The organism is Gordonia jacobaea (genome assembly GCF_965344965.1).
GTDB classification, from domain to species: Bacteria; Actinomycetota; Actinomycetes; order Mycobacteriales; family Mycobacteriaceae; genus Gordonia; species Gordonia jacobaea.
On sequence record NZ_CBDRLS010000008.1, the window covers coordinates 25,229 to 47,571 of the forward strand.

General features: G+C 66.3%; 22 protein-coding genes and 1 tRNA gene. 16 read left to right on the forward strand and 7 right to left on the reverse strand.

Going from position 1 to position 22,343, the window contains the following annotated elements; translation table 11 throughout:
- Positions 1-33 precede the first annotated feature (33 nt).
- The 3 genes from ACRVY7_RS21545 to ACRVY7_RS21555 form a co-directional block, all read right to left on the reverse strand.
- Entirely contained in the window at positions 34-2,130 is a 2,097-nt protein-coding gene (locus ACRVY7_RS21545; protein WP_431818675.1) for an ATP-dependent DNA helicase, read from the reverse strand.
- 71 nt (positions 2,131-2,201) lie between these two features.
- Entirely contained in the window at positions 2,202-2,813 is a 612-nt protein-coding gene (locus tag ACRVY7_RS21550) for an isochorismatase family protein (protein ID WP_431818589.1), read from the reverse strand.
- 142 nt (positions 2,814-2,955) lie between these two features.
- Positions 2,956-4,260 carry a nicotinate phosphoribosyltransferase gene (locus ACRVY7_RS21555; protein ID WP_431818590.1) on the reverse strand — a complete coding sequence of 435 codons (1,305 nt, stop codon included), beginning with the start codon at positions 4,258-4,260 and terminating at the stop codon, positions 2,956-2,958.
- Positions 4,261-4,280: 20 nt separating this feature from the next.
- Between ACRVY7_RS21555 and clpS the strand changes: the two genes are divergently transcribed.
- The 11 genes from clpS to rdgB all read left to right on the forward strand — a co-directional run bounded on the left by clpS (position 4,281) and on the right by rdgB (position 11,947).
- Entirely contained in the window at positions 4,281-4,622 is a 342-nt protein-coding gene (gene clpS, locus ACRVY7_RS21560) for an ATP-dependent Clp protease adapter ClpS (protein ID WP_049700924.1), read from the forward strand.
- Between the two features lie 19 nt (positions 4,623-4,641).
- Positions 4,642-5,217, forward strand: a complete 576-nt coding sequence (gene aosR, locus ACRVY7_RS21565; protein WP_431818591.1) for an oxidative stress transcriptional regulator AosR — start codon at positions 4,642-4,644, stop codon at positions 5,215-5,217.
- Positions 5,217-6,341: a P1 family peptidase gene (locus tag ACRVY7_RS21570; protein WP_431818592.1), complete on the forward strand. Its 1,125-nt coding sequence runs from the start codon at positions 5,217-5,219 to the stop codon at positions 6,339-6,341. Before aosR ends, ACRVY7_RS21570 begins: the two co-directional genes overlap by 1 nt.
- Before the next feature lie 78 nt (positions 6,342-6,419).
- Entirely contained in the window at positions 6,420-6,827 is a 408-nt protein-coding gene (locus tag ACRVY7_RS21575; protein ID WP_431818593.1) for a M67 family metallopeptidase, read from the forward strand.
- Positions 6,828-6,834: 7 nt separating this feature from the next.
- The gene (locus ACRVY7_RS21580) at positions 6,835-7,143 is read left to right on the forward strand and encodes a MoaD/ThiS family protein (protein ID WP_049700921.1); all 309 of its coding nucleotides are present in this window, start codon (positions 6,835-6,837) and stop codon (positions 7,141-7,143) included.
- Positions 7,144-7,150: 7 nt separating this feature from the next.
- Positions 7,151-8,122: a PLP-dependent cysteine synthase family protein gene (locus ACRVY7_RS21585; RefSeq protein WP_431818594.1), complete on the forward strand. Its 972-nt coding sequence runs from the start codon at positions 7,151-7,153 to the stop codon at positions 8,120-8,122.
- A gap of 103 nt (positions 8,123-8,225) precedes the next feature.
- Positions 8,226-8,879, forward strand: a complete 654-nt coding sequence (locus tag ACRVY7_RS21590; RefSeq protein ID WP_049700919.1) for a rhomboid family intramembrane serine protease — start codon at positions 8,226-8,228, stop codon at positions 8,877-8,879.
- The gene (gene murI, locus ACRVY7_RS21595) at positions 8,876-9,685 is read left to right on the forward strand and encodes a glutamate racemase (RefSeq protein WP_083444490.1); all 810 of its coding nucleotides are present in this window, start codon (positions 8,876-8,878) and stop codon (positions 9,683-9,685) included. The genes ACRVY7_RS21590 and murI overlap by 4 nt, the downstream gene beginning before the upstream one ends.
- Before the next feature lie 104 nt (positions 9,686-9,789).
- Positions 9,790-10,557 carry a cyclic nucleotide-degrading phosphodiesterase gene (locus ACRVY7_RS21600; protein WP_431818595.1) on the forward strand — a complete coding sequence of 256 codons (768 nt, stop codon included), beginning with the start codon at positions 9,790-9,792 and terminating at the stop codon, positions 10,555-10,557.
- A gap of 18 nt (positions 10,558-10,575) precedes the next feature.
- Complete coding sequence (gene rph, locus ACRVY7_RS21605; RefSeq protein WP_049700917.1) at positions 10,576-11,331, forward strand: ribonuclease PH; 756 nt, start codon at positions 10,576-10,578, stop codon at positions 11,329-11,331.
- A 4-nt stretch (positions 11,332-11,335) separates the two neighbouring features.
- Positions 11,336-11,947: an RdgB/HAM1 family non-canonical purine NTP pyrophosphatase gene (gene rdgB / locus ACRVY7_RS21610; protein ID WP_431818596.1), complete on the forward strand. Its 612-nt coding sequence runs from the start codon at positions 11,336-11,338 to the stop codon at positions 11,945-11,947.
- Between the two features lie 47 nt (positions 11,948-11,994).
- Here rdgB and ACRVY7_RS21615 read toward each other — a convergent pair whose 3' ends face one another.
- Genes ACRVY7_RS21615 through ACRVY7_RS21625 form a run of 3 tightly spaced genes read right to left on the reverse strand, consistent with a single transcriptional unit; the run spans position 11,995 to position 13,991 of the window.
- The gene (locus tag ACRVY7_RS21615) at positions 11,995-13,107 is read right to left on the reverse strand and encodes a glycosyltransferase (RefSeq protein WP_431818597.1); all 1,113 of its coding nucleotides are present in this window, start codon (positions 13,105-13,107) and stop codon (positions 11,995-11,997) included.
- A 45-nt stretch (positions 13,108-13,152) separates the two neighbouring features.
- Positions 13,153-13,524 carry a DUF3817 domain-containing protein gene (locus ACRVY7_RS21620; protein ID WP_049700914.1) on the reverse strand — a complete coding sequence of 124 codons (372 nt, stop codon included), beginning with the start codon at positions 13,522-13,524 and terminating at the stop codon, positions 13,153-13,155.
- Complete coding sequence (locus ACRVY7_RS21625) at positions 13,521-13,991, reverse strand: hypothetical protein (RefSeq protein ID WP_064868060.1); 471 nt, start codon at positions 13,989-13,991, stop codon at positions 13,521-13,523. Before ACRVY7_RS21625 ends, ACRVY7_RS21620 begins: the two co-directional genes overlap by 4 nt.
- 60 nt (positions 13,992-14,051) lie before the next feature.
- Here ACRVY7_RS21625 and ACRVY7_RS21630 point away from each other — a divergent pair.
- The 5 genes from ACRVY7_RS21630 to ACRVY7_RS21650 all read left to right on the forward strand — a co-directional run bounded on the left by ACRVY7_RS21630 (position 14,052) and on the right by ACRVY7_RS21650 (position 18,901).
- A tRNA-Leu gene (locus ACRVY7_RS21630) sits at positions 14,052-14,136 on the forward strand.
- A gap of 156 nt (positions 14,137-14,292) precedes the next feature.
- Positions 14,293-15,006: a GntR family transcriptional regulator gene (locus ACRVY7_RS21635; protein WP_064868056.1), complete on the forward strand. Its 714-nt coding sequence runs from the start codon at positions 14,293-14,295 to the stop codon at positions 15,004-15,006.
- A 56-nt stretch (positions 15,007-15,062) separates the two neighbouring features.
- Positions 15,063-16,514, forward strand: a complete 1,452-nt coding sequence (locus tag ACRVY7_RS21640) for an allophanate hydrolase (protein WP_431818598.1) — start codon at positions 15,063-15,065, stop codon at positions 16,512-16,514.
- Positions 16,511-17,218, forward strand: a complete 708-nt coding sequence (locus ACRVY7_RS21645; RefSeq protein WP_049700910.1) for a cysteine hydrolase family protein — start codon at positions 16,511-16,513, stop codon at positions 17,216-17,218. The genes ACRVY7_RS21640 and ACRVY7_RS21645 overlap by 4 nt, the downstream gene beginning before the upstream one ends.
- 84 nt (positions 17,219-17,302) lie before the next feature.
- Positions 17,303-18,901, forward strand: a complete 1,599-nt coding sequence (locus ACRVY7_RS21650; RefSeq protein ID WP_431818599.1) for a SulP family inorganic anion transporter — start codon at positions 17,303-17,305, stop codon at positions 18,899-18,901.
- Here the strand turns inward: ACRVY7_RS21650 and ACRVY7_RS21655 are convergent.
- Positions 18,842-22,255, reverse strand: coding sequence for a GH92 family glycosyl hydrolase (locus ACRVY7_RS21655; protein ID WP_431818600.1), 3,414 nt, complete (start codon positions 22,253-22,255; stop codon positions 18,842-18,844). The two genes, ACRVY7_RS21650 and ACRVY7_RS21655, sit on opposite strands and share 60 nt — an antisense overlap.
- Positions 22,256-22,343 lie beyond the last annotated feature (88 nt).

Here is a 22,343-nt window from a genome sequence, read left to right on the forward strand (position 1 = left end):
GCCGGGTCGTGATGTCAGATCCAAGCGTCAGACTCACCGTAGCGGTACGGCGGCGAGTCTGCCGAGTGCCGCGCGGACCACGTCGGGGTCGGTGGTGCGCCAGAACGGTGGCATGGATGCGAGGAGGTAACCGCCGTATCCGGCCGTCGCCAGTCGCGAATCGAGAACAGCGACGACGCCGCGGTCGTCGACCGAACGCAGGAGCCGTCCGGCCCCCTGCGCCAGCAGCAATGCCGCGTGATTGGCCGCGACCGACAGGAATCCGTTTCCTCCCCGCGAGGTGACGGCGCGCTGGCGGGCGCCGAGCAGGGGATCGTCGGGGCGCGGGAAGGGGATGCGGTCGATGATCACCAGCGACAACGACGGTCCGGGGACGTCGACGCCCTGCCAGAGCGACAAGGTGCCGAACAAGCAGGTCCTGGGGTCTTCGGCGAAGCGCGCGACGAGCGCGGCGGTGGTGTCGTCGCCCTGGCACAGGATGGGTAGGTCGCTGCGCGCGCGAAGCACCTCGCTGGCTTCGCGGGCGGCGCGCATCGACGAGAACAGCCCGAGCGTGCGACCACCCGCGGCCTCGGTGAGCGCGGCGAGCTCGTCGAGCGTTGCTGGCGCGATCGAGTCTCGGCCCGGTCGGGGGAGATGACGTGCGACGTAGAGGATTGCCGAGCGTGGATAGTCGAACGGCGAACCGGCGTCGAGTCCCGTCCACCGCATTGGCGAACCGTCGGAGGGTGCAGCACTGCCCGTTGCGGTGACATCGCGCGCGGGTGCGTCGTTGCGTGCGTCGCCGAGCGCGATGTCGTCGGCGACTGGGGTGTCGGTGCCGCGACCCGCGGCGGGCAGCCCCCACGTGGCGGCCAGGGCGTCGAAGGAACCCCCGATGGTCAGTGTCGCGGAGGTGAGGATGACGGTCGACTCGCTGAACAGCGTCGCGCGCAACAGTCCGCCAACCGACAGCGGTGCGATGTGCAGCACGGTGCGCGTCGACGATTCGGATCTGCCCGCGCGTTCTTCGGCCACCCACACGACGTCGCGTCGTTTCGCCGGGTCGGGTTCGTCGAAGGCGCCGAGCACGCGGACCGCGGTGTCGTGGAGTTCTTCCAATGAGGTCAGCGCCGCCGACCGAGCTGCACCCTTGCCGTCGTCGGCACCTCCCGGCCCGCGCGCGGGACCGATCGCCGATCGCGCCTGCCACAACCGGTCTCGCAGCGTCGCCAGCACCAGCGCGGCATCCGCGGGCATGGCGGTCCACTCGCGCTTGGGGGCGTCGTCGAGCATGTCGCCGAGTTGCTCGCCCGCTCCGATGAGTGCGTCGACGGTCTCCTCGTCGATGAGCTTGCCGCACCGTCGGGCGGCCACCGCGATCGACGCGGCAGAGACGTCGGATGTCGACACCGATGTGATGCGGTCGACGAGGTCGTGCGCCTCGTCGACGATCACCACATGGTGGTCGGGCAGCACGTTGGCCGGACTCATCGCGTCGATCGCCAACAGCGCGTGATTGGTCACCACGACGTCGACCTGCCCCGACTTGCGCCGTGCCCGTTCGGCGAAGCAATCCTCGGCATACGAGCAGTTCGACGCCCCGAGGCATTCGCGCGAGGTGACGCTGACCTGCCGCCATGATCGGTCGGCGACGCCGGGGGAGAGGTCGTCGCGGTCGCCAGTGTCGGTGTCGGACACCCACTCGCGCAGGCGTGTGACCTCCCGGCCGGTACGCGAGAGTTCGAATGCGTCGAACAGTTCGGTATCCGGCTCTTCGACGGTCCCTGCGTGAATCTTGTTCAGACAGAGGTAGTTTCCGCGACCCTTGAGGATCGCGAACGTCGGCTCGCGGCCGAGCGCGCCCTTCAGGGCTTTGGAGAGGCGGGGAAGGTCGCGCTCGACCAACTGCCGCTGCAGTGCGATGGTTGCTGTGGAGACGACCACGGTGTCGCCGGATTCGACGGCGTGCCGGATCGCGGGCACGAGATAGGCCAACGACTTACCCGTGCCGGTACCTGCCTGCACTGCGAGGTGCTGTCCGGTGTCGATCGCGTCGGCGACGGCGGAGGCCATGCGGACCTGCCCGTCTCGGCGTTTGCCCGACAGTGCGGTCACGGCGGTGTCGAGGAGGGCGGTCACCGGCGGCAGCCCGTTCGCCCGTGAGCCGGTTGGCCCGGAGGCGTCCGGCGCAGCCGCATTCGCTACAGAGAGGTCGGTCACTAGGAAGCGGCCTGTCCGCCATAGACCAGGTCGCCCACGAGCGTGACGCCTGCGTCGCGCATGCTCGTCAGCGCGGCGTTGGCGGTCGGTTCGGACACGGCTGCCGTGAAGTTCAACAGGACGCGGGTGTCGAAACCCTCGTTCGCGGCGTCGACTGCCGTGGCGCGTACGCAGTGATCGGTGGCGATACCGACCACGTCGACGCTGCGCACGTCGTGCGCGCGCAGCCAGTCCGCGAGTGTGGTGCCATCGTCCGAGGCGCCCTCGAATCCGGAGTACGCCGCGCTGTAGGCACCCTTGGAGAACACCTCCTGCACATCGGAGGTATCGAACTCGGGCGAGAACGCAACGCCGTCTGTCCCGACCCTGCAGTGCGGCGGCCAGGTGTCGACGAAGTCGGGATCGTCGGAGAAGTGTGCGCCCGGATCGATGTGGTAGTCGCGTGTCGCCACGACGATGCCGTAGTCGTCGGTCAACGACTTGAGCGACCGCGCGACCGCGGTGCCGCCGTTCACGCCGAGCGCGCCACCCTCACAGAAGTCGTTCTGGACGTCGACGACGATGAGCGCTTGGGCTGGGCTGACGTCGTCGTCGAAGTGTGGGCTGGACATTCCGATCTCCTCGGGTCGTGGCTTGGCTGCTGTGTGATCGGGTTGTGTCTGCTTGACGTACCTGTTTGCGTGACGTACTCGGGTTGCTCGCTACCGGTTCGATGATTGGACGTGGGCGGGTGGGTATCGGTTCCCGCGGTTGTCAGCCGAGTTGGAAACGTGTCGGTACGGCGGGATCTCCGTGCGAGAGTCCGAGTCCCTCCCACGGCAGGCTGACCAGACCTTCGGCGAGGAACGCGCGCGCGTCGTCGAGCGTCGGTAGGTCGTCGACGCGACGGCCACCGCGAACCAGCGGGATCTGCAGAGGTCGGACGACGTGTCCCGGAACGTCGGGTGTCGGTGTTCCTGCGCGGTAGAGGATCTCCTCGACGATGGTGCCGGTGGGACGCGCGACCCGCACGGCGTTTTTCGCGCCGCCCTTCGATTCCTTGTGGCTGGCGCGTTTGGCGACGGGGATGCCGTCGACCTCGACCAGCTTGTAGACCATGCCCGCAGTCGGGGCGCCGCTGCCGGTGACCAACGAGGTTCCGACGCCGTAGGTGTCGACGGGCTCGGCGCGCAGCGACGCGATCGCGTATTCGTCGAGGTCACCGGAGACGACGATCTTGGTGTTCGGGGCGCCCAGTTCGTCGAGTTGCTCGCGGACCTGCCGTGCCAGGACGCCCAGATCGCCGGAATCGATGCGGACGGCGCCGAGCTCGGGACCGGCCACCTCGACGGCGTTGCGCACGCCCTGGGTGATGTCGAAGGTGTCGACCAGCAGCGTGGTGCCGACGCCGAGCGTCTCGATCTGTGCGGCGAACGCGGCCTTCTCGTTGGGGCCCTCGGGATCGGTGAACGCGAGGGTGAACGAGTGCGCCGCGGTTCCCGCGCTCGGGACGCCGTAGGTACGCGCGGCCTCGAGATTGGAGGTGGCGGCGACACCCGCGAGATAGGCGGCCCGAGCGCTCGCCACGGCGGCCCACTCGTGCGTGCGACGCGATCCCATCTCGATGATCGGGCGCCTGCTTGCCGCGCTGACCATGCGGGCAGCGGCGGACGCTATGGCGCTGTCGTGGTTGAGGATCGAGAGGATCAGCGTCTCGAGCACCACTGCCTCGGCGAAGGTTCCGCGCACCGTGAGGATCGGCGAGTTGGGGAAGTACAGCTCACCTTCGCGATACCCGTCGATATCGCCGGTGAACTCGTAGTTACGGAGCCACTCGACGGTCTCGTCGTCGAGGAAACGTTCGACGACGGCGATCTCGTCTTCGCCGAACCGGAACTGTGTCAGCGCGTCGAGGATGCGAGCGGTGCCTGCTACGACCCCATACCTGCGGCCGTCGGGGAGCCTACGTGCGAACACCTCGAACACACACTGCCGGTGTGCGATCGGCTGCCGCAGCGCGGCGGAGACCATGGTGAGCTCGTACTGGTCGGTGAGCAGGGCGGTGTTGCGGATGGTCACGATCCCTTACCCTAGTTTGTATGGCGCCTGACGATATTCGTGCGCATGAGGCTACCCCCGGAAGTGGCGGTGGTAGCGGTGGCACGGCCGTGGCCGACCCGGCAGTTGCCGACTCCGCCTCGGCGTTCGACCGTCCCTGGGTGACCATCGTCTGGGACGATCCGGTCAATCTGATGCGCTACGTGACGTTCGTGTTCCAGAAGGTCTTCGGATACTCCGAATCCAAGGCGAACCAGCTCATGATGCAGGTGCACACCGAGGGTAAAGCCGTGGTGTCGTCGGGCGACCGCGACAAGATGGAATCCGACGTGACGAAACTGCATGCCGCGGGTCTGTGGGCCACCATGCAGCGCGACAGCTAGCAGCGGGCGGGACATACGAGTGCGCGTTTTCAAACGCAAGGGCCGAGGACGCTCGGTGCGGTACACGACGTCGTTGGAGTCGCACGAATCCGAGCTCCTCGCGTCGATGGTGGCGTCGATGTCGGAATTGCTCACCGAACGTGAGGAGAGCGCGCCGCGCGACGACCTCGCGGAGCTGACCGGGATCCGGACCGGACATTCGAGCGCCCCGACGGACGCGACCCTGGGACGCTTGTTGCCCGACTTCCATCGCCCCGACCAGGACACCGAACTCACCGCAGACGCCGTCAACGGGCGGCTCAATGCGGCATTACGCAGTGTCAACGAACCCAAGATCATCGACGCCAAGCTCGCGGCGTCGACGACGATGCTCGCGACCCTTCCCGACGGCGGCGGCGACGTCGCGCTCACGGAGGAGGAGGCGATGTGCTGGCTGACAGCGCTCAACGATGTCCGCCTCGCGTTGGGCGCGATGCTCGGGATCTCCGAGGACACCCCCGATCAACTCCCGGCCGACCATCCGCACGCTGCTCACCTGGACGTCTATCACTGGCTGACCGTCATCCAGGAGCTGCTCGTCGAGGCGATGATGTGATGACCGGCTGGGCCCCCGTCGGCGATCGGATCACCGATGTTGCGGGCATCGCCGTCGGTCATCATCACCTCGTCGACGCGGACGCCACGCTCGGCCTCGGCGGACCCGACGATCCACCCGGAACGGGATGGGCCACCGGTACGACGGTCGTGGTGGTCAGCGCACCCGAGGGAGCGACGAGTGCCCCGACGGCGGGCGTCGATGTGCGGGGCGGTGGCCCGGGGACCCGCGAGACAGACCTTCTCGACCCGTCGAACACCGTCACCACGGTGCACGCGATAGTGCTCACGGGCGGCAGCGCCTACGGACTCGCCGCCGCGGACGGGGTGATGGCCGGGCTCGAGGAGTCGGGTCGTGGCTTACCGATGAATGCTCAGGGCGGCGTGGTCCCGATCGTTCCGGGGGCAGTCATCTTCGACCTCCCGATGGGTGGGTGGACCAACCGTCCGGACGCGAGCTTCGGACACGCGGCGCTGCAGGCTGCGGGTGTCGAGGTTGCTCAGGGCAGCGTCGGAGCAGGGGCCGGAGCCCGGGCGGGTGGACTGAAGGGCGGAGTGGGTACGGCGTCGTCGCGCATCGAGACCGGCGCGGCGTCGGGGATCACCGTCGGCGCGTTGATCGTCGCCAACCCGGTGGGCTCGGTGATCGATCCCACTACCGGATTGCCTTGGGGCGCAACAGATCACGACCTTGCGTATTACGAACTCGCCCGCCCGGACAGCTCGGATGCCGCGCGACTGGCCGACGTCGCAGCCAAGCAGACCGTGCTCAACACCACGATCGGAGTGGTGGCGACCGACGCCGAACTCGACGCGGCGTCGGTACGTCGAATCGCGATGTCGGCGCACGACGGTCTCGCCCGCGCCATCCACCCCGTGCACTCGCCGCTCGACGGAGACACGATCTTCGCGGTTGCCACGGGGGCACATCCGACCGAGCCCTCGGCGTTCGTGCCGGCGGGGATGAACCCCGACGTCGCTGTCCTCGCCGACATCTGCCGCGTCGCCGTGACGGTCACCCAGCGCGCGATCGTCAACGCCGTGCTGGCGGCCGATTCGGTGGCGGGCGTGCCCTCTTACGCCGACCTCGCGCCGTCGGCGATCACGACCAGCGGCATCGCGTAGCGGCCTGGTTTCGGAATAGCGGCGCCGAGGGGCACGTTGTTCGTCACGACGTTTATCCGTTCACCTCGAGGAGAGCGAGTGCTGCAGATCAGCCAGGAGTTGGTCGACGAGATGGTCGCGCATGCGCGCGCCGATCATCCCGACGAGGCGTGCGGGGTGATCGCAGGCGCGGAGGGTTCCGACCGTCCCGTCCGCTTCATCCCGATGGTCAACGCCGAGCGGTCGCCGACCTTCTACCGCTTCGATTCGACGGAGCAACTGAAGGTGTGGCGGGAGATGGACCGCAACGACGAGGAGCCGATCGTCATCTATCACTCCCACACCGCGACCGAGGCGTACCCGAGCCGCACCGACGTCTCGTACGCCAGCGAACCCCAAGCGCACTACGTCCTCGTGTCCACGCGCGACGCCGACGACACCGAGATTCGGAGTTACCGCATCATCGACGGTGAAGTCACCGAAGAACCCATCGAGATCAGGAGCTGAATCAACCATGACGGTCACCGTGTCCATCCCGACCATCCTGCGTACGCACACCGGCGGCGAGAAGCGGGTCGAGGGTTCCGGCTCGACGCTGTCGGAGCTCATCGACAATCTCGAGACCGCTAACCCCGGCCTCAAGGAACGTCTCGTCGCCGCAGACGGTGCGGGCGCGGGCAAGCTGCATCGCTTCGTCAACATCTACGTCAACGACGAGGACGTGCGTTTCTCCGGTGGTCTCGCGACCACGATCGACGACGGCGACGAGGTCACCATCCTGCCTGCGGTCGCCGGTGGCGCACTGCCACAGCTCGGACGATAGGGATTTCGTGGCGCGCTACACGTCGCTGATCTCATCCGTCGGGAATACGCCCCTGATCGGACTGCAACGTCTCTCACCGAGGTGGGACGACTCCGCCGACGGTCCGCACGTGCGGCTCTGGGCCAAGCTCGAAGATCGCAACCCCACAGGCTCGACCAAAGACCGGCCGGCATTGCGCATGATCGAGCAAGCCGAAGCCGACGGCCTGCTGCAGCCGGGGTCGACGATCCTCGAACCCACGAGCGGCAACACCGGCATCTCGCTTGCCATGGCCGCGAAGCTCAAGGGCTACCACCTGATCTGCGTGATGCCCGAGAACACCTCGGACGAACGTCGATCACTGCTGCGCATGTACGGCGCCGAGGTGATTTCGTCACCAGCGGCGGGCGGCTCGAATACCGCCGTCCGCATAGCGAAGGAACTCGCCGCGGAGCATCCCGACTGGGTGATGCTCTACCAGTACGGCAACGAGGCCAACTGGCGCGCGCACTACGAGGGCACGGGCCCGGAACTGTTCGCCGACCTTCCCGAGATCACGCACTTCGTCGCAGGACTGGGCACCACCGGAACGTTGATGGGCGTCGGACGGTATCTGCGCGAACGAGACCCCGACATCGAGATCGTCGCTGCCGAACCGCGATACGGCGACGAGGTGTACGGCCTGCGCAACATCGACGAGGGCTTCGTGCCCGAGCTCTACGACGAATCGGTGCTGACCCGCCGCTACTCGGTTCAGGGCGTCGACGCCGTGGCCCGGGTCCGCGAACTCATCGACCGCGAGGGTATCTTCGCGGGCGTGTCGACGGGCGCGATCCTGCAGGCCGCCCGCGGCATCGGCCGCAAGGCGCTCAAAGAAGGTCGACGCGCCGACATCGGATTGGTGGTGCCCGACGCGGGATGGAAGTATCTGTCCACCGGGGCGTACGACGGTAGCCTTGAGGATGCCGAGCAGGCACTCGAGGGGCAGCTCTGGGCTTAGCCGCCTCCGCTGGTCGAGCGAGCCTCGCTGGTCGAGCTACCCCCGCTGGTCGAGCGAGCCTCGCTGGTCGAGCTTGTCGAGACCTCCCGACGAAGGAAAGACGATGACACCGAGCACCACGCCCGCGACGCGCGGCGCGCGACCCCTGTGGGCGCGGTCGGCGATCGTGATGGCGTTCATCGTCGCGGTGCTCGTGATCGTCGAGGCGATCGACGCCGCGACGCGCTACGACCTCGATCGCGCCGGCATCGAACCACGCCAGATCGACGGACTCGACGGCATCCTGTGGGCACCGTTTCTCCACGCCGATTGGCAGCACCTGTTCGCCAATCTGATCCCGCTCGTCGTGCTGGGATTCATTCTGCTGCTGAGCAAGCGCTTCCTGATCGTCACCGCGATCGTCTGGATCGTGTCGGGCCTCGGTGTCTGGTTGTTCGCGCCGTCGTACAGCGTCACAGTCGGAGCGTCGGGCATCATTTTCGGTTGGCTGACCTACCTGCTCGTGCGCGGAATCTTCAACCGCGACCTCACGCAGATCGCGATCGGAGTCATCCTCTTTCTCGTGTACGGATCGGTGCTGTGGGGCGTGTTCCCCGGCACCTTCGGAGTCTCGTGGCAGGGCCACCTGTTCGGCGCGATCGGCGGCGTGCTTGCCGCGTGGTTCCTCGCCGACCGGGATCGTCGCCGACGCCCACGGAGCGCCTCGTCGGGTCCTGTATCACCGTATGGCCCGACAACACCGGGGGTGCGGTCATAGTCACGAACACACGCGCCGACGCGCCCATCGGCATCTTCGATTCCGGCGTCGGTGGGCTGACCGTTGCCCGCGCGATCATCGACCAACTGCCGGACGAGGACATCGTCTACATCGGCGACACCGCGAACGGCCCGTACGGTCCGCTGACCATTCCGGAGATCCGACGCCACGCATTGGCGATCGGCGACGACCTCGCCGAGCGCGGGGTGAAGGCAATCGTGATCGCCTGCAACACCGCGTCTGCGGCGTGCCTGCGCGATGCCCGTGAGCGCTACGCGCCGATCCCGGTGATCGAGGTGGTGTTGCCCGCGGTCCGTCGAGCCGTTGTCGCGACGAAGACCGGGCGCATCGGGGTGATCGGCACGGAGGCGACGATCTCGTCGCGCGCTTATCAGGACTCGTTCGCTGCCGCCCGCGATGCTCAGATCACCGCCGTCGCCTGTCCGCGATTCGTCGATTTCGTCGAACGCGGAATCACCAGCGGCAGGCAGATCCTGGGTCTTGCGCAGGGATATCTCGAACCGCTGCAGGAGGCCGACGTCGACACGGTTGTCCTCGGCTGCACTCACTACCCGTTGCTGTCGGGCGTGATTCAGTTGGCGATGGGCGACGAGGTAACTCTCGTGTCCAGCGCCGAGGAGACCGCCAAAGATCTGTTCCGTGTGCTCACCGAATCCGACCTCCTTCACCCGCACACCGGGCGCGAGGCTGTGCGCCACTTCCAAGCGACCGGCGACCCGGAGATGTTCGCAAAGCTGTCGAGTCGATTCCTCGGACCCGTTGTCCGATCGGTGGATCCGGTCTGACGTGCGGCGTGTCGCCCACGCCGGGCCGTTCACACTTCCCGGTCGGCGTGTCTTGTGACCGATAAGTGGTCTGCCCGCCATGTGCGCGTGGCAAGGTAGGTCGTATGCGTCTGACTGTCCTGGGCTGTTCGGGCAGTGTCGGTGGCCCCGGCGCGGCCTGCTCGGGTTACCTGCTGACCGTTCCTGGTCATCGACCCGTGCTCGTCGACTGTGGTCCCGGGGTAATGGGGGAGTTGCAGCGGATTGTCGATCCTAACGAGGTCGACGTCGTACTGAGCCATTTGCATGCCGATCACTGTGTTGACCTGCCCGCGTTGTTGGTGTGGCGCCGCTATGCACCGACACCCGCGACCGAACTGGCGTCGCTCTATGGGCCCACCGGTACCGCGCTGCGCATCGGCGCGGCGTCGAGCGAGTTCGGTGGTCAGATCGACGACATCAGCGATACGTTCGACGTCCACGAGTGGTCGGACAATATCGAGATCACGTTGGGCGGCATCACGATCGACCCCTTCCGCGTCGACCATCCGCCCGCAACATTCGGTCTTCGGTTCACCGGGCCGCAGGGGCAGGTCATCGCGTACAGCGGCGATTCGGGTCCGTGCGATGCGGTGATCGACCTGGCGGCAGACGCCGACATCTTCCTGTGTGAGGCGTCGTGGACGCATGCTCCATCGGATCGCCCTCCGCACCTGCACATGTCGGGCATCGAGGCGGGGGAGATGGCGACCAAGGCCGACGCGAAATCTCTCGCGATCACCCACGTTGCACCGTGGTCGGACGCCGAGGCGATTCTCGCCGAAGCGCGAAGTACCTTCTCGGGTCCGGTCGGACTCGTGCGCCAGGGCCAGGTGTTCGACCTACCCGGGTGATCTCCTACAGTTGAGTTCGTGACCACACGAGCTGACGGCAGGACCGACGACGAACTCCGTCCCATCACCATCACCCGCGGATTCACGTCGAATCCCGCAGGGTCTGTGTTGATCGAGTTCGGTCAGACACGAGTGATGTGCACCGCGAGTGTCACCGAGGGCGTTCCGCCCTGGCGCCGCGGGTCGGGGCTCGGCTGGCTGACCGCCGAGTACTCGATGCTTCCCGCCGCAACCCACGAGCGTTCACGCCGCGAGTCGGTCAAGGGCAAGATCGGCGGTCGCACCCACGAGATCAGTCGACTGATCGGGCGGTCGCTGCGTGCTTGCATCGACCTGGGCGCGCTCGGCGAGAACACCGTCGCCCTCGACTGCGACGTCCTGCAGGCCGACGGCGGCACGCGCACCGCGTCGATCACCGGCGCCTACGTCGCACTCGCCGACGCCGTGACGTGGCTCAAAGCTGCTGGGCGACTGTCGGATCCGCAGCCGCTCTCGTGCATGATCTCTGCAGTGAGTGTCGGCGTTGTCGACGGCCGCGTGCGACTGGACCTCCCGTACGAGGAGGATTCGCGCGCCGAGGTCGACATGAACGTCGTCGCCACCGATGCCGGAACCCTCGTCGAGGTGCAGGGCACGGGAGAGGGCGCGACGTTCCCGCGCGCGACCCTCGACAAGTTGCTCGACATGGCTGAGATCGGTACGGACAAGCTGTTCGTGGCGCAGCGTGAGGCGCTCGCGCTTCCGTATCCCGGCACCCTGCCCGAGCCGGCCTGACTCGATGTCGCAGGTACTCCTCGCCAGTCGTAACCGCAAGAAGCTCGCCGAGCTTCAGCGTGTCGTCGACGCCGCAGGCCTCACCGGCCTCGAGGTGATCGGACTCGACGCCGTGCCCGAGTACCCCGAAGAACCCGAGACCGGTGCGACCTTCGAGGACAACGCGTTGATCAAAGCCAGAGCCGGCGCGCGGGCAACTGGATTACCTTGTCTCGCAGACGATTCGGGAATCGAAATCGACGCACTCAACGGGATGCCCGGGGTGCTTTCGGCTCGATGGAGCGGCGTACACGGCGACGACTCCGCCAATAACGCGCTGGTGTTGGCGCAACTCTCGGACACACCCGACGAACGACGGGGCGCGGCATTCGTGTCGGCGTGTGCGTTGGTGTCGCCGTCGGGCGACGAGACTGTCGTGCGCGGTGAGTGGCGCGGCACGTTTGCGCGAGAACCGCAGGGCTCCAACGGCTTCGGCTACGACCCGCTCTTCATCCCCGACGACGCGGTAGCTGCCGGACGCTCTGCCGCCGAGTTGGCACCGGCAGAGAAGGACGCACTGAGCCATCGCGGAAAAGCCTTGGCGCAGTTGGTTCCCGCACTGCGCGCCCTGGCCTGAGGGTCGACGGCCCTCAACAGACTAGACGTCGCAGCAAGCGGCCACCGTCAGCCTGCGCCGCCGCTGTGGACCGCGAGCATCCGTGAGACCGAATCGGGCCACGTGAACTGCGCAGCACGCGCACGAGCGGCACCTTCACGTTCGGTACGCGGTATCGACAGAACATGCTCGACGGCGCGTGCGAACCCTGTCCCCGAATTGTCGGCGAGTGCGCCGCACGACTCGTCGACCATTCCTGCTACCGCGGACGACCGCGATCCGACGACCGGCGTCCCTGACGCGAGCGACTCCAACGCCGACAGGCAAAAGGTCTCGTGCGGGCCGGGAGCGAACGAGACGTCGGTGCTGGCCAACAGTGCCGCGACCTCGCGTCGGTCACGCAGATGGCCGAGAAACGTGACAGGTAGGCCCCTGGCGGCGTGCTGCAGGGCGCCGCGCATGGGACCGTCTCCCGCGACGACCAGATGCACGGGTAGTCCCGCGCGATGAAGTTTCGCAACTGCCGCTACGGAGCGATCTGCGCGCTTTTCCATCGACAGTCGGCCGCAGTGGCCCAGGAGCGTCGTCGAACCGTCGGTCCACCGAGCACTCAGCGCGGGGTCGAGGTGATGTGGCGCGAACTGCTCCAGGTCGACGCCGAGCGGTGCGCGGACCACGTTGCGGGCCCCGATCCGCTCGAATTCGGCGGCGGCGAACCCGGTGGTGCACACCACGGAGTCGTACGAGTTGGCGGTTGCGGCGTTCGCCCGATCGGCCAGTGCCCGGGCGGTCCGCACGGGCATGGCCATGGCCAGCAGCCTGTCGAGCCGCTCGTGCGACACCATTGCCGACGGGATGTCGCGGCGTCGGGCCCAGCCACCGAAACCGCGCAGCGTCAGCCGGTCCGACACCTCGAGTGCATCGGGGCGGATCGAAGCCAGAACGTCGGCGACGCGTCGAGCAGATGCCAGGCGATACCCGTCGGAGAACGGGATACCCGGCGCGCGCACTGAAATCTTCACTACGCCGGACGGCATCAGATCTTCGCGCGATTCGCTTCCCGGTACGACGAGTGTCACGTCGTGTCCGGCGGCGACGTAGCCGGCACCCCAGCGGTCGACGGCTGTGCGCAGTCCTCCGGAGCGCTCACCGTAGAAGTTGGCCAACTGAACGATGCGCACCTCGCCAGTCAGCCGCGCTTGCGTGAACGCAGCGCAGCGCTTGCCTTAGGGCAGGTTGAACTGCGCCTTTACTTCCTTCGACCGGATGTGCTCGACATAGAACGAGAGGAAGGGGATGGTGCCCGCGATGGCGGTCACGATGATCTTGCCGACCGACCAACGCACCTTGATGCCGAGGTCGATCGCGCAGATCAGGTAGATGAAGTAGATCCAGCCGTGTACCGGCGGGACGAAGTCCAACACGTGATTGCCGAAGCCGTAGCGCAGGATCAACTCGGCGACCAACAGCAGCAGCCAGATACCGGTGATCCACGCGAGCACGCGATAGCGAGTCAGTGCGCTCTTCACCTTCGCGACGGGCGTGGTGGTCTGTGCGGACTGGGCGGTTTCGGTGCTCTGTGGGGTCTCGCTGCTCACCTGGGGTGTTCCTCCGTCTGTGTGGACTCGCGGGTCGTCGCGGGCGTGGTGACCGGCTGCGCCTCGGTGCGCTCGTGGTCTGTGGCGGCGAGCTCGGCGAGGTACCGGTTGTAGTCGGTGAGTGTCGAATCGTCGCTCACGGGAGTCGCGGCAAACGACGACGCGCTCGGGGTGGTGGCCCGCTCGGGGAGTATGCCGTCGGGGATCTCGGTCACGCCCTTGGGCTTGAGCTTCTCGACCTCCTCCGGGTCGGCCTCGAGCACCACGAACCGGCGGTACGCCCAGACGAACGCGATGGCGAACGCCGGCCACTGGAGCGCGTAGCCCAGGTTCTGGCCGGTACCGCCCGACGACTCATAACGATCCCACTGCCACCACGCCATGCCGAGGCACACGACAGCGGCGAGCGCCACCAGCACCAACAGTGCCGGGCGGTGCCTGCGAGCACCACGACGCGTAGTAGACATACCTTTGACGGTACCTGGCCTGGGTGTATCGCCGCGCGACCGGTACTGTTGACCGCGCACGCGCGAGTGGCGGAATTGGCAGACGCGCTGGATTTAGGTTCCAGTGTCCTAGGACGTGGGGGTTCAAGTCCCCCCTCGCGCACCACAGAACCCTTACTCGAATCAGTGCGCCCGTGAATTCGCATCCGACGTCACGGTGGCCAGAGATGTCCGGCGGATGACGCGATGCTGACTAGACTCGGCCACGGGTACGACCAACCGTCACCCACGAATTCATCACTACGAAGGGTACGAACGCACGATGACGGAGATCGATGGGTCCGGTGTCACCCCCGATCTCCCGGAGAGCCTCGTCGACGTGGCAGGCCGTCGTATTCGGGACGCGATCCTGTCCGGGGCATTGACACCCGGACAGAAGATCGTCGAAGAGACACTATGCGCCGATCTCGGCATCAGTCGGGCTCCGGTCCGAGAGGCACTCCGGTTGCTCGCCCAGCAGGGCCTCGTAGAACACCAGCCTCGCCGCGGAACCCGGGTGGCAGAGTGGTCACCGCGAGACATCTTGCAGCTCTTCGAACTTCGCCAACTCCTGGAGCGATATGCGGTCGAGTCGGCGCTGCCGCTGGCCGATCCTGACGTTCAACTTGCGCCAGTGCGCGCGGCAATCGAGGCCATGGAGAATGCTTCGGCCGACATTGATATCGACGATGCTCATCGGCGGTTTCATGCAGCGGTGGTCGGACTCGCCGACAATCGGCAACTCGACATCGCCTTGGAGCCGATCCTGCTGAAACTACAGTTGCCCATGGCGGTCAACCTGCGTGCGGAGGCGCGCGACCACCACGGGCACGATGATGGACTCCATCGTCATCACGACATCTTGCACGCGCTAGAAGCCAACGACATCGAAGCCGTGGTCGCCGCACTACGTGATCACGGACACCTCAACTACCTCAACCTCGTCGAGGCGACGATGGGGGAGGACGGGCGAGCCGACGAAGCCCGGATGAGCTAACACAAACGACACACAGCCGTTCTTCGGTTGGCACGATTCTGTCGACAATCGACGGTATGAACATTTCCGGAGAGGGTCCAACCCTGGGGCCGACGGTCGCCGAGATCGTCGAATCACATGTGAGCGGTAGCGGGTCGCCGAGCAGAACCGCACGAATGGTCTGCGATGCGATCGAGGCGCGTGGAGACGATGGCACCTGGTTGTCGACGGTGCCGAGAGACCAACTGATGGCGGCGGCGGCCGAACTCGAAGCCAGGCCGGGCGCGCGCGGTCTTCCGCTGTACGGAGTGCCTTTCGGCGTCAAGGACAGTATCGACGTCGCCGGGGTGCCCACCACGCTGTCGTGCCCGGGCTACGCATATGTCGCCGAGACCACCGCGCCGGTCGTGCAGCGCCTACTCGACGCGGGTGCGCTCTACGTCGGGAAGACCAACCTCGACCAGTTCGCTACCGGTCTCAACGGCACGCGCACGCCGTTCACCGTGCCCCGCAGCGTTTACGGGGGCGACATGATCTCCGGTGGCTCGAGTTCGGGATCGGCGCTGGCGGTCGCGCTGGGTGAGGTCCCGTTCGCGGTGGCCACCGACACTGCCGGGTCCGGCCGGGTCCCTGCGGCCCTCAACGGTGTCGTCGGTTACAAGCCGTCCCGAGGTTTGATCAGCACTGTGGGGCTTGTGCCGGCGTGTAAGTCGTTGGACTGCATCACGATGATGGCCGGCTGCATCGACGACGTCGATCGGGTCATGGCGGTGATGGCAGGCGTCGACGACGATGATCCGTGGTCACGAGCGTCGGGGCCGGGATTCGACGGTGACCGCATCACTATCGGCCTGCCGCCGGTGGAGGAGTTGGAGTTCTTCGGCGATGAGGCGATGCGCGATGCTCATCTTGCTTTCCGAAACAAGCTCCAGAACAACAGTTTCTCCGTCCCGACCGAGGTCGTCGAGGTATCTCTGGCGCCCTTCCTTGCCGCCGGCGAACTCCTGTATTCGGGGCCGTGGGTCGCCGAGCGCCTGGTGGTGTTCGATGAATTCCTCGACGAGCATCCGGAAGAGATCGTCCCAGTGGTGCGCGATATCTTGCGCAGCGGACTGAAGTACACGGCGGTCGATGCCTTCGCCGCACTGCAGCGACTTGCTGAACTGCGTGCCGAGGTCGGCCGGATCTGGCGCGGCATGGATGTTCTGGTGGTGCCGACGATCGGCCGCACGTTCACCGTCGATGAGGTGCTTGCACAACCCATCGCGGCGAACACGATGCTCGGTCATTACACGCACTTCGGGAATCTGCTTGACCTTCTGGGGATCTCGGTACCCCAGGGAACCACCGCCGACGGACGTCCCCATGCTGCGATGCTGCTCGGCGATGCCCTCTCCGACGACACGGTGTTGCATCTTGCGGCCGAGTTGCTCGACGAGCCGCGGGCGCACGCCTCCGTCGTGGAACGCCCAGAGCTGAACAGCGTGCAAGCGAAACCCCTGCAGCACAACAGAAAGGCCGTGTTGTGAGCGAATCGGTCACCGTCATGGCGTTACCTGAACCCATCGATCTCGAACTCGACCGCACCGCACTGGTGATCATCGACATGCAGCGAGATTTCCTGCTGCCCGGCGGTTTTGGTGAGACTCTTGGCAACGACGTCGGACAGCTGCAGAAGGTCGTCGAACCGTTGCAGGCGCTGCTCGCCGCCGCCCGATCAGCGGGCATGCTCGTCGTACACACGCGGGAAGGACACCTTCCTGATCTGTCGGATTGCCCGCCCGCCAAACTGTCTCGAGGTGCTCCGTCGAAACGGATCGGCGACCTCGGGGCATTCGGGCGCATCCTGATCCGGGGCGAGTACGGCCATGACATCGTCGACGAGCTTGCGCCGCTGGCCGACGAAGTCGTCATCGACAAACCCGGCAAGGGTGCCTTCTACGCGACGGACTTCGGAAAAGTGTTGGAGTCCAATGGCATTACCCAGCTATTGGTGACCGGCGTGACCACCGAGGTGTGCGTGCACACCACAACTCGTGAAGCCAACGACCGGGGTTATGAGTGCGTCGTGGTTTCTGATTGCGTCGGGTCCTACTTCCCTGAGTTTCAGCGTGTCGGGCTGGAGATGATCGCCGCGCAGGGCGGCATCTTCGGCTGGGTCGCTGCGAGTGCCGACCTGCTCCCGGCGATGCTCGGGCGTCGTGCAGAGGCCTCGTCTGACGTCGTTTCCTGAACTAGCACAACACTATTCACCACTACCTTCCACGGCGTTGTGGAATCGACATTGCTGAAACATCTACACACTCGAAGGAACATCATGGGCACCACCGTCGAACCCGCGCCACCCACCGAGCCGTCGACACCTGACGCCACTGCGAAGTTACCGTGGTGGACCCGAGGGGATACCAACGCCTTCTTCGGGCTCGGATTCAACATTCTCGTCAACGCGTTGACCCTTACCGGCCTGATGATCGGCGTCGTCAAGGTTCCGGCCGACGATGTCCTCGGTACCGTGCTGCCCGCCCTCGGCGTCGCACTCGTGCTGGGCAATCTGTACTACACCTTCCTGGCCCGACGACTTGCCAAGCGTGAGAACAGGAGTGACGTCACGGCTCTGCCGTACGGGCCGAGCGTTCCACACATGTTCATCGTCGTATTCGTGGTCATGCTGCCGGTCTACCTCAAGAGCAACGACGCGATGCAGGCTTGGCAGGCCGGCTTGGCGTGGGCGTTCATGATCGGTGTGATCGTGATGATCGGAGCGTTCGTGGGACCGTACGTCCGCAAGCTCACCCCGCGCGCGGCGATGCTCGGCACCCTCGCCGGTATCTCGATCACCTTCATCTCGATGCGGCCGGCCGGACAGATATGGGATGCGGCATGGATTGGGTTGCCGGTGCTGGCGATCATCCTGATCGGGTTCTTCACCGACGTGAAGCTGCCGGGCAACATCCCGGTCGGGCTGGCAGCGCTACTTGTCGGCACCGCCATCGGTTGGATCGGCGGGTTCATGTCGTTGCCCGACCTGCAGAGCGCTGTCGACAACATCGCCATCGGAGTCCCGGATCAGCGGTTCGACATGCTCTTCTCGGGCTTGGGGGATCTCGCCCCGCTGCTGGGCACAGCAATCCCGTTGGGCGTCTACAACTTCACCGAGGCGATGAGCAACGTCGAGAGCGCCGCCGCCGCGGGCGACAACTACGACCTACGGAGCGTGCTGCTGGCCGACGGTGCGGGCGCATGTATCGGTGCGGCGTTCGGCTCGCCGTTCCCGCCTGCGGTCTACATCGGGCACCCGGGGTGGAAGGACGCCGGTGGTCGGTCGACGTACTCGCTGGCCAGTGGGGTGGTGGTCGGCCTGCTGTGCTTCCTCGGGTTGGTCGGGGTACTCGAGGCGCTGCTGCCGGTGCCCGCGATCGTGCCGATCCTGCTCTACATCGGCCTGCTCATCGGGGCCCAGGCGTTCCAGGCTGTACCCCGTCTGCACGCGGTAGCAGTGGTCGCGGCGATCCTGCCGAACCTCGCGCAGTGGGGAACCGGCCTCATCGACAACGCGTTGTCCGCGGCAGGAACGACGGCCGACAAGGTAGGAGGCGACGCGTTGGCCAACGCCGGGCTCGTCTACTCCGGCCTCAAGACCTTCGGCGAAGGTGCGGTGCTGGTGGGTCTGGTGTTGGGGGCGATCGTGACGTTCATCCTGGACAAGAAGTTCCACTATGCGGCGATCGCCTGCCTGGTCGGTGCGGTGCTGTCGTTCATCGGGCTCATCCATGCACCCGAGGTGACGTGGGCGGCCAACCCGCAAGTGGCGCTCGGCTATCTCTTCTTCGGAATCGTGTGCTTCGCCTACTGGTTCCTACCCAACGCCCGAACGCCGGTGACCGTCGACGAGGCCGACGTGGTCGCCGGACACTGACTCGCCACTATCGCTTGCCCGCGGTGTCGCGAGACGTCGCGGGCAGTGCTGGCTTTCTTCCGGTGGGTGCACGGTGCTGTTCAGTCGCAAGAACTCCAACTGAGCCAGCTCGGCGTCGTCGAGTGTCCGCAGTCGGATCTCCGACGTTGTGCTCGCCGTCGGCAGCGCGAAGATGCGGGTCTGTCGATCCCACCGGAACGAAGCTCTCCGTTCGTCGACGGAGATCCACGTGCCGGCGTCGTCGAGAACCTCGATCAGCCACCCCAGCTCGCCCGCCGAGTGCGGGGTGACGGTGTAGTGGTCGACGAGGGTCGGGGCGTCGAATGCCCAGCCGACCGCGTGGCCGGATGGCAGGAGTAGTGGCGCTGTCGACGAATCGTCGTCGAAGACGGCGGTTGCGTCTGTTGGGCCGCGGGCGCACGTCGGAGCTGCCCGCGGACTCGTCAGGTCGCGGGGTGGTTGGGGTACTGCGCCCTGCGGAGTAGTCGATGCCGGCACCGTGCCCGCGGCCCACGTCGTGGGCGCCGGGCCGAGCGCGATGGTGATGCGTGCACCCCGCATCAGTCGTTCCCGAGACACGGTGATGTGACTCCACGGCTGCCCGTCGATGGTCACGGACTCGATGTAGCGATTGGTCGGCGACGCCGCGGGAGCGTCGACGGTGAGTGTGGCGCCGTTGTCCAACGTCCACCTGATCCAGGGGAACGTCGGCGCGGTGATCACGTATTCGCCCGAGCCGATCGACAGCGGATAGAGCCCCGTGACCGCCCAGAGGTACCACGCCGACATCTCGCCGTTGTCCTCGTCGCCCGGATATCCCTGCCCGATCTCCGATCCGAGAAACAGTCGCTGTGTGGCATCGCGAATCAACGCCTGCGTCTTCGCGTGGGCGAAGCTGCCCGGCGTGGACGCGTGGGCGTACATGAACGGAATGTGGTGTGCGGGTTGGTTGGAGAGGGCGAGCATGCCCATGCGGGTGTCGCGCGCCTCTCGCATCTCGTGGATCACAACGGGATACGACCCGCGCATGTCGGCGCTGCCGGTTTCGGGAGTCGCGCAGAACTCGTCGAGCTTCTTCTCGAGTGCGGCTCGTCCTCCGTGCAGCGTCGCAAGTCCCTCGCCGTCGTGGGGTGCGGTGAATGCTGTTCCCCAGGCGTTGGTTTCGGTGTAGTCGACGCCCCACCTGCGCGGGTCGAAGTCGCGAAGCGGACGGAAGTCCCCATTGCGATCTCGCCCGCGGAAGAAGCCGCTCTCGGCGTCGAAGACGGCGGCGTACGACGCGGCTCGCGCGTCGAACCACAGTGCGTTGGTGCGGAACTCCTCACTCCGCGGATGCGCTGGAAAGCGTTGTGCGAGTAAGCGTGAGAAGGTTGCTATGGCGGCATCGTTGATCGCGGCGTCGACCGTCCAGCTCATTCCCTCGGCCGTGTCGGTGTCGGTGAATCCACGAAACAGGGACCGTGACATACCCTTTCGGCCCACGCGGGGATTCGACGACGGTGTCGTCGCGTTGCGTAGGCAGGCGTCGTAGGCATTCTCGAGATCGAGTCCCGGCAGGTCGGCGAGCGCGGCGTCGGCGAACACCGCGTCGCTGCTCGTGCCGGTCATGATGTCGGCGGGCCCCGGCGCCGACCACCTGCTCGTCCAACCACTCCGCCGGTAATGTTCGACGAAGCCGTCGACCAATTCGCCTGTCTCCGTTGGCCACACGAGGGTGCGCAGCGGCCAGCTCGCACGATAGGAGTCCCAGAAGCCGTCGGTCACGCTGAGCTTGCCGTCGACAACGGGACGCGCCGTCCGCGTCGGTGCGTCGTCGACGGGCGGAACGAACGGGTCTGCGTATGCCCACTGCGGACGCTCGGGGGTCCCGACGTTCTCATGGGCGATGGTGGGGTAGAGGTGAACTCGATGGAGACTGGAATACGCGGTGACGAGTTGGTCATCGCTCGCGCCACGGATGTCGAGCCGACCGAGGATAGCGTCCCAAGCGGCTCGGCTTCGTGACCAGATCGCATCGAAACCGCCTCCCGCAAGCCAGATGTCATAGTCGAGGTTGCGGGCTGCCTGATCGACACCGATGAACGACGTCCCGATGGCGAGCACCGCGCTTCGACGCTGCGCGACATCGAGCGTGACCGCTCCGAGCACCGCGCTGCGTTCGTGGCGACCGGGTGCGTGGCGTGTTGCCGTGACGGGAACGTCGACGCGGGCGGCGAAATACATGCGTGGCACATCGACCAAACCGCCCGGGCCGTCGACGAATCCGGTGATCACACCCCGTGAGGCGTCGGACAACACCAGCGATCCGCGCCCGTCGAGCTGATCGAAGATCAGTGACCCGACGTCGGAGGGAAAGCCAATCCGCAGCCACACCGACCAGGTGCCCGCGGTGAGTTCGGCGTCGACACCGCCGGCGGCAGAGCCGCCGCCGAGCGACACGGCGTAGCGGTCCGGACGATCAGATTCGTGGTGGTGTGAGAACTCGAGCGCACGGTCGCCGCGATCGAGCGAGGGCTGGGAAAGTGCACTGGGAAAGAATTGGAGCACACCACGATCACCCATCCAGGGACTCGGGATGTGCGAGGTCGCGAAAGCGTTGAGGTGCGAACGATTCTCGGCGTCGTTGGCCTCGTGGTACGAGTACGGCCACCCTCGATTGCCCGCGTCGGTCATCGGCAGACCGAACACCGATCCGTGTGGGGGAGCGACCAGCGGTGCGCAGTTGCCGCGTGAGAAGCGGTCGCTGGAGTGCGTTCCGCGTGTGGTGCGTACGTGGTGAATACGCTCCGGCGGAGGCGCGCTGCTCGGACGCAGGCACACCTCGTCGACAAATCCCCTGAGCCGACGTTGCTTGTGACTCTTGGTGATTCGCGGAGGTGGAGCCAACCGGAGCACCACCCCGACGATTCTCAGCCCCGCGCATCCGGTGAGTCGCACTCGTTTCAGAGTCCATTGATCCACCGCGATAGTCCGAGAAAGGTACTGACTGCGCGGATCGAGTTCGACGCCGTGCTGGTCGAGCACCGTCCTCTCGGAGAGTGTGTGGCCGTCGTCGAAGTGGAGATCGAGGGCTACAGCCGTCGCGGCGTACGAGTCCCGCACGTCGTGCTCGTCAGGGTCGAAGACGGCATGGATGGCGTAGGTCAGCTCGTCGTCTTCTCCGACGACGCGTCCGACGAGATCGCAGCCGTCGAGCCCGGCAACCACCTCGGATTCGAGGCGCACAGTGAGGTCGTAGACCCACGGTTGCAGCGACGTCAGACCGACCAGCGGCCGTGCGTTGACAGGATGCGACGGACCAGGGCCGCGCCGTAGCGAGGTGGTCGGATTCTGCCTGCGCGCACCGAACCGCACAAGCGTTACCCTACGTGCACGACCACCTGCGGTTGCCGTGAGTCACCAAACCTGCGACCAACAGCAACCGCCGTCACCTGCTCTTCGG

Bases quoted from the DNA above. Each gene is read 5' to 3' on its own strand.
- ACRVY7_RS21550 (WP_431818589.1), bottom strand. From the start codon at position 2,813: ATGTCCAGCCCACACTTCGACGACGACGTCAGCCCAGCCCAAGCGCTC.
- clpS (WP_049700924.1), top strand. From the start codon at position 4,281: ATGGCGCCTGACGATATTCGTGCGCATGAGGCTACCCCCGGAAGTGGC.
- ACRVY7_RS21570 (WP_431818592.1), top strand. From the start codon at position 5,217: ATGACCGGCTGGGCCCCCGTCGGCGATCGGATCACCGATGTTGCGGGC.
- ACRVY7_RS21580 (WP_049700921.1), top strand. From the start codon at position 6,835: ATGACGGTCACCGTGTCCATCCCGACCATCCTGCGTACGCACACCGGC.
- ACRVY7_RS21590 (WP_049700919.1), top strand. From the start codon at position 8,226: ATGACACCGAGCACCACGCCCGCGACGCGCGGCGCGCGACCCCTGTGG.
- ACRVY7_RS21600 (WP_431818595.1), top strand. From the start codon at position 9,790: ATGCGTCTGACTGTCCTGGGCTGTTCGGGCAGTGTCGGTGGCCCCGGC.
- rdgB (WP_431818596.1), top strand. From the start codon at position 11,336: ATGTCGCAGGTACTCCTCGCCAGTCGTAACCGCAAGAAGCTCGCCGAG.
- ACRVY7_RS21625 (WP_064868060.1), bottom strand. From the start codon at position 13,991: ATGTCTACTACGCGTCGTGGTGCTCGCAGGCACCGCCCGGCACTGTTG.
- ACRVY7_RS21635 (WP_064868056.1), top strand. From the start codon at position 14,293: ATGACGGAGATCGATGGGTCCGGTGTCACCCCCGATCTCCCGGAGAGC.
- ACRVY7_RS21640 (WP_431818598.1), top strand. From the start codon at position 15,063: ATGAACATTTCCGGAGAGGGTCCAACCCTGGGGCCGACGGTCGCCGAG.
- ACRVY7_RS21650 (WP_431818599.1), top strand. From the start codon at position 17,303: ATGGGCACCACCGTCGAACCCGCGCCACCCACCGAGCCGTCGACACCT.